Origin of the sequence: Kluyvera georgiana ATCC 51603 (genome assembly GCF_001654985.1) — a bacterium.
Lineage (GTDB): Bacteria > Pseudomonadota > Gammaproteobacteria > Enterobacterales > Enterobacteriaceae > Kluyvera > Kluyvera georgiana.
On the sequence record NZ_LXEU01000080.1, the window covers coordinates 24,701 to 31,204 of the forward strand.

The 6,504-nt window shown below is 52.2% G+C and carries 8 protein-coding genes; 2 read left to right on the top strand and 6 right to left on the bottom strand.

Annotated features, from left to right (window positions below):
* The first annotated feature begins 64 nt into the window (after positions 1-64).
* Both M989_RS20020 and tatE read left to right on the top strand, forming a co-directional pair.
* A complete protein-coding gene (locus M989_RS20020) occupies positions 65-853 on the top strand; it encodes a deaminated glutathione amidase (protein WP_064548226.1) in 789 nt (262 codons plus the stop codon).
* A gap of 126 nt (positions 854-979) precedes the next feature.
* The gene (tatE, locus tag M989_RS20025; protein WP_052284794.1) at positions 980-1,180 is read left to right on the top strand and encodes a twin-arginine translocase subunit TatE; all 201 of its coding nucleotides are present in this window, start codon (positions 980-982) and stop codon (positions 1,178-1,180) included.
* A gap of 209 nt (positions 1,181-1,389) precedes the next feature.
* On the opposite strand, the gene lipA is transcribed toward tatE, so the two are convergent.
* The 6 genes from lipA to M989_RS20055 all read right to left on the bottom strand — a co-directional run.
* Positions 1,390-2,355, bottom strand: a complete 966-nt coding sequence (lipA, locus tag M989_RS20030; protein ID WP_064548228.1) for a lipoyl synthase — start codon at positions 2,353-2,355, stop codon at positions 1,390-1,392.
* 200 nt (positions 2,356-2,555) lie between these two features.
* Positions 2,556-3,512 carry a YbeF family transcriptional regulator gene (locus M989_RS20035; protein ID WP_064548230.1) on the bottom strand — a complete coding sequence of 319 codons (957 nt, stop codon included), beginning with the start codon at positions 3,510-3,512 and terminating at the stop codon, positions 2,556-2,558.
* 304 nt (positions 3,513-3,816) lie between these two features.
* Positions 3,817-4,458: a lipoyl(octanoyl) transferase LipB gene (lipB, locus tag M989_RS20040; protein ID WP_064548232.1), complete on the bottom strand. Its 642-nt coding sequence runs from the start codon at positions 4,456-4,458 to the stop codon at positions 3,817-3,819.
* 97 nt (positions 4,459-4,555) lie between these two features.
* The gene (ybeD, locus tag M989_RS20045) at positions 4,556-4,819 is read right to left on the bottom strand and encodes a DUF493 family protein YbeD (protein ID WP_035894333.1); all 264 of its coding nucleotides are present in this window, start codon (positions 4,817-4,819) and stop codon (positions 4,556-4,558) included.
* Positions 4,820-4,925: 106 nt separating this feature from the next.
* On the bottom strand, positions 4,926-6,125 hold the full coding sequence (gene dacA / locus M989_RS20050; protein WP_064548234.1) for a D-alanyl-D-alanine carboxypeptidase DacA: 1,200 nt from the start codon (positions 6,123-6,125) through the stop codon (positions 4,926-4,928).
* Positions 6,126-6,263: 138 nt separating this feature from the next.
* On the bottom strand, positions 6,264-6,504 hold a 241-nt coding region (locus M989_RS20055; RefSeq protein WP_209438776.1), incomplete at its 5' end, for an SPOR domain-containing protein.

The window sequence follows — 6,504 nt, forward strand, 5'->3', positions numbered from 1 at the left end:
AATCTGGCTATATACTCATTAGTATTCATCATCTTGATATATCGGTAGAACTTAAGGAGAGGCTATGCGAGTTGCCGCGGGGCAGTTTATCGTCACATCGGAGTGGCGGGAGAATGCGCAAACCGCTGTATCGCTGATGCAGGCTGCGGCGGAACAGCACGCTGATTTATTGGTGCTACCAGAGGCCCTGCTGGCGCGCAGCGATAGCGACCCTGATATGTCGGTGAAGTCCGCGCAACCGCTGGATGGCGGTTTTATGCAGCATCTCAAAGCGCAAAGCTCTCGCGATACGCTGACGACCCTATTGACTATCCACACGCCCTCGACGGAAGGGAGAGCCTGCAACACGCTGGTGGCGCTGCGCGGCGGTGAGGTGATTGCCCACTATCATAAGCTGCATCTGTATGATGCTTTCGCGATACAGGAGTCGAAGAGAGTGGATGCCGGGAACGCGTTGCCGCCGCTGATTGAGGTGGCAGGTTTTCAGGTGGGGTTAATGACCTGCTATGACCTGCGTTTCCCGGACATGGCGTTGGCGCTTGCTCTTCAAGGGGCCGAGATTCTGGCACTGCCTGCCGCCTGGGTGCGTGGGCCGCATAAAGAGCACCACTGGGCCACGCTGCTGGCAGCGCGGGCGTTGGATACCACCTGTTATATTGTTGCCAGCGGCGAGTGCGGCACGCGCAATATCGGCCAGAGTCGGATAGTTGACCCGCTGGGCGTTACGCTGGCCGGCGCATCGATTGAGCCACAGCTGATTATGTCCGACCTGCGGCGCGACGATCTGACTCGCATTCGTCAGCAGCTTCCGGTACTGCAAAATCGACGTTTTGCGCTACCGCAATTAACGTGACGTTTTTTTAAACAACGCTTGATTCACCTTGTTACAGATTGCTATTGTGTGCACGCGCCAGATGACCGTTAATAAACTACGGTGATATGGCGCATTCTGCAGCCTGTTTTTGAGAAGAAGGTATCTATGGGTGAGATTAGTATTACCAAACTGCTGGTAGTGGCAGCACTGATTATTCTGGTGTTTGGTACCAAAAAATTACGGACTCTGGGTGGAGATCTGGGTTCAGCGATCAAAGGCTTTAAGAAAGCCATGAATGATGATGAAACCACCGCGCAGAAAAGCGCAGACGAGACTCCGGCAGAAAAACTCTCTCATAAAGAGTAAGCAGGGCAGCGTTTAACATGGCGTGCCGATCAGCGCGTGCCATGCCCAGGCCAGAAGACCTGCGGAAGGGGCTTCAGCATGACGATGCTGAGGCCTTTTTTGTCGAATCAGGTTTCTGAATGTATTTCATTGAAACAATATATTTCACTGATGGGCATTAAAAAAGCCGCTATCGGAAGAGAGCGGCTTTTTTGCGTCAGGCGGTGGCCTTACTTCACTTCAAGGCCCTTAGCCTGAAGGTCCGCATGGTAGGACGAACGCACGAACGGGCCGCAAGCGGCGTGGGTAAAGCCCATCGCCAGCGCTTCGGCTTTCATTTCTTCAAACTCGTCCGGGCTAACGTAGCGCTGTACCGGCAGGTGGTGACGGCTTGGCTGCAGGTATTGGCCCAGCGTCAGCATAGTGACGCCGTGGCGGCGTAGATCGCGCATAACCTCGATGATTTCAGCATTGGTTTCACCGAGGCCAACCATCAGGCCGGATTTGGTAGGAATGTCCGGGTGCGCTTCTTTAAAACGCTCCAGCAGCTTCAGCGACCAGTTGTAGTCGGCACCTGGACGAACCTGACGATAAATACGCGGCACGTTTTCCAGGTTGTGGTTAAACACGTCCGGCGGCGTCTCGGTCAGGATCTCTAAGGCGCGGTCCATACGGCCACGGAAGTCGGGCACCAGCGTTTCAATCTTAATGCTCGGGCTTTTCTCGCGAATGGCGGAAATACAGTCGGCGAAGTGTTGAGCACCGCCGTCGCGCAGATCGTCGCGATCCACCGAGGTGATGACGACATAACGCAGCGCCATATCAGCAATGGTCTGCGCCAGTTTCTGCGGTTCATTGGCATCAGGCGCGACCGGGCGACCGTGGGCCACGTCGCAGAACGGGCAGCGACGGGTACAGATAGCACCGAGAATCATAAAGGTCGCGGTACCGTGGTTGAAACATTCCGCCAGGTTCGGACAGGAAGCTTCTTCACATACGGAGTGCAGACCATTTTTACGCATGGCCGCTTTGATACCCTGGATACGGGAAGAGTCTGCCGGAAGTTTAATTTTCATCCATTCCGGTTTTCGCAGCAGCGCTTCGCGCTCTGTTGCCACGTTTTTAACCGGGATAAGGGCCATTTTATCGGCGTCGCGGTACTTAACACCGCGTTCCATCACAATGGGTTTACTCATAGCGTACGTGTTCCAGTTCCGAGTATCGAGGGAAAGCGTTTCAATTCAAGGGAATGTTGTATTTATCAACTATTTTTGAATTAACGACACGCAGTATACCATTGAAACGGGGTTTAAAGCAGCCTGCCTGGCCGGCAAATTGTAAAATAGTTGTTGAATAATGCTTTTTTGCCGGCAAGGTGGAGTGGCGGGCAGGAGAATCAGAATGCCTGCTGAATCACGTTGATAATGTTTTGCATTACCGGGTCCCGCAGACTGAGTTTGTTGTAATGCAATGAAAAGTCGACCCGTTCCTGCTGCAGGGGAGCAAAGTCCAGGGTGCACAGCGGCCAGCACTGCTTAAAGATATGGTAGAAGCGTTGCGGCATAATGCCAATCAGGTTGCTTGAGGCTATCAGTGACGCGATGGTGAACAGGTTGTAACTGCTTACGCTGACCTGACGATCGGGGAGCATATCGCGAATGCGTTTATACTGATCGTTTTGCCCCGCGCCATCCATCGTGAGCAGCGTGTGTTCATACTGCATCAGCGTATCAACCGAGGTCTCTTCGTTAAGCGCCGGATGGTCATTGCGACAGACCAGCACCAGTTTATCGCTAAATAGCGCATGACGGCCCAAGGTGCGCGGGTTGTTATGTTCGTGGTTATCGATGACCAAATCCGTCTGGAACTGGCTGAGCTGGGTGTTGGCGTCGGTCACCGCAACGTTACGCAGCAGCACTTGCGGATAGGTCTCTTTGACTACCTGATAGATAACCGGCATTACGATAGCGCCAACGGATGCCGCCGTACCGATAGTGATGACCCGCTGCTTATCGTAGCTGCCGTCGAGGTCCAGTGCGCCCAGAATCGACTCCAGCCCCTGGCTGATGTATTCATGCAGGTGGGTCGCGTAGGCTGTTGGCGTCACGCCCTGTCCTTTACGAATGAACAGGGGGTCGGGAAAGAGGAGACGAAGTTTCTGGATTGATTGACTAATGGCCGATGGCGTGAGGTTCAGAATTTTCGCCGCATTGACAATGCCTTTATGCACATAGACTGCTTCAAATATGGTCAATAAGTTCAGGTCTATATTACGAAGGGTGCGAAAGATTTGTGGCGTATCATTATCGACATTCATATTTATTTTATTTTCAGGCTTATTGTTATAATCCACACTGCTCACTCCATATTCATTCACTCCATGAATGATAGTTGATGATTTCATTATTATTATGATTGGTGAGTCCATCCTACCGCAAGATGGAAATGGAAATTTTCTTTATGGGTCAATGCATTAATGATTCTAATGCTTCATTAAGTGTATATCGTTGTCATGATTTTGCAAAAAAATGAGAACCAGTCTTCATTTTCAGAACATGAACGGCTGAAAGAATAGAGAAACTTGACGGTGTTATAAAAGGCCTGCGATGGGGATAGTCAACGACCCAACACAATATTGGGCCGAAATGTATAATATATTAAGCAGAGATATATTCGTGCGGAGGATTGTTTAGCAACGCTAAAAAATGACTGACAAGAATTGGGGATATATTTTCCGGCTTTGCCTCACTCATCCATTCTGAGATCTGTGCCATCTCCATGCCCGCATAACCGCAAGGGTTGATTCGCAGGAAAGGGGATAAGTCCATCGCGATATTCAGCGCCAGCCCGTGGAAAGAGCAGCCTTTACGGATACGGAGCCCCAGCGAGCAGATCTTTTTCTCACCCACGTACACGCCCGGCGCATCGGCGCGCGGATGTGCCTCAATGCCTAGCTCTGCTAATGTATTAACAACGGTTTGCTCCAACAGCGTCACCAGTTCGCGTACCCCCAGCTTGCGGCGCTTCAGGTTCAGCAGAACGTACATCACCTGCTGGCCCGGCCCGTGGTAGGTTACCTGGCCGCCGCGGTCGCTCTGGATGACCGGAATATCGCCGGGAACCAGGACGTGTTCTGCTTTACCCGCCTGACCCTGCGTGAATACCGGTTGATGCTCCACCAGCCAGATCTCGTCCAGAGTGGATTCATCGCGATTATCGGTAAAGTCATGCATCGCCTGAGAAATGGGTTCGTAAGGCTGTAGGCCCAGTTGACGAATGAGGAGGGTATTAAAATCCAAAACAGCGTCTCCACAGAGGGGAAATGATGGACGCAGAGTATATCACAGGGAGGAGGGGGGAGGCGTTACCCGGCAGTGCCGGGTAACGGAGATGCGATTACAGCACCATACGGACAATTTCAATATTGCCCAGCTCTTCGTACAGCGTCTCTACCTGCTCAATGTGGGTAGCATTGATAGTAATGGACACCGAGTGGTAATTGCCTTTGCTGCTCGGTTTTATCTGCGGAGAGTAGTCACCTGGCGCATGGCGCTGTACCACTTCAACCACCAGGTCAACCAGCTCAGGTTTCGCCAGACCCATTACTTTGTAAGTAAACGGTGTAGGGAATTCAAGCAGTTCGTTCAGTTTGGTTTTCATGTCAGCTCCAGTGTTAAAAAAGAATAACTCCCGCATGGTTAGCGGGAGTTATTTTAGCTATGCATAGTATATGGGGATGGAAATCACACTTTCAAGTGGGTGATTTTTAACCAAACCAGTGATGGAACATTAATTTAATGTAATCAATGATTTTGCCAAAGAAGTTGCCTTCAGGAATTTCCTGCAGTACCACCAGCGGACGCTGATCGATAGTTTTACCGTCCAGCTGGAAGTTGATGGTACCCACAACCTGGTTTTTCTGCAGCGGCGCGTGCAGCTCGCTGGTGGTCAGCACGTAGCTTGCCTTCAGGTCTTTCATGCGGCCACGTGGAATGGTCAGGTACACGTCTTTGTCCACGCCTAACGAGGCGCGGTCGGTGTCACCAAACCAGGCAGGTTCAGAGGCGAACTCTTTACCGGCTTTAATCGGGTTAACCGTTTCGAAGAAGCGGAAGCCCCACGTCAGCAGTTTCTTGCTCTCGGTTTCACGACCTTTGAAGGTACGGCCGCCCATGACGGCGGAGACAAGACGCATCTGGCCTTCGGTCGCGGAAGCGACCAGGTTGTAGCCTGCTTTGTCGGTGTGGCCGGTTTTGATTCCGTCAACGTTCAGGCTGTTGTCCCACAGCAGACCGTTACGGTTGAGCTGACGAATACCGTTAAAGGTAAACTCTTTTTCTTTATAGATGGTGTATTCGTTCGGCACGTCGCGGATCAGCGCCTGGCCAATCATCGCCATATCGCGTGCAGAACTGTACTGACCATCGGCATCCAGACCGTGTACGGTCTGGAAGTGGGTATTTTTCAGGCCAAGCGCGTTTACGTAGCTGTTCATCAGGCCAACGAAAGCATCCTGGCTACCCGCGACATAGTCGGCCATCGCCACGCAGGCATCGTTACCAGACTGCAGGTTAATCCCGCGAATCAGCTGTGATACCGGTACCTGCATGCCAGGCTTGAGGAACATCAGGGAGGAGCCCTTGAAGACCGGATTACCGGTAGCCCAGGCATCGTTGCCGACGGTGACCAGATCGGTCTCTTTAAATTTGCCCGCTTTCATTGCCTGGCCGATGACGTAGCTGGTCATCATTTTGGTGAGGCTAGCCGGATCGCGTCGGGAGTCAGCGTTCTGCTCTGCCAGAACCTTGCCAGAGTTGTAATCAATAAGAATGTAGGATTCGGCGTCAATCTGTGGAACGCCTGGAATCATAGTTTTGATGTTCAGGTCATCGGCGTGGGCAGCGGAGGTCAGTGCTGCGACAGAGAGCGCCGGAAGGAGTAAGCGAGCGAGAAAAGAGGTCTTCATGGTCAGAACAACGACATCCGTGATGGAGTTAAAAAAGTGCCTTACTATAGCAAATGCCCCGCGGGCAGGCATCCGACATCGTATATGACTTTGTTAATGACTTTTACATATACGAAGATTCGGACACCTCCGAGTGCTTTAGTTGGCGTGTGTAATAAACGATTGCAGCTGTGCTTCGTTCTGCAAACGCCCCTGTAAGGTGCTGGCTTCGCCTTTACTGGCGAACGGACCAAGCTGAATACGCCAGACCGCGCCGTTTTGCGTCACGCGGCCCGGTACGGAGAACTGTTGGCTCAGACGCTGTTGATACTGCTGTGCGCGGGCCTGGTCGCTGACGGCGCCAACCTGAACCACATAATCCCCGGTGGCAGCCGCAGCC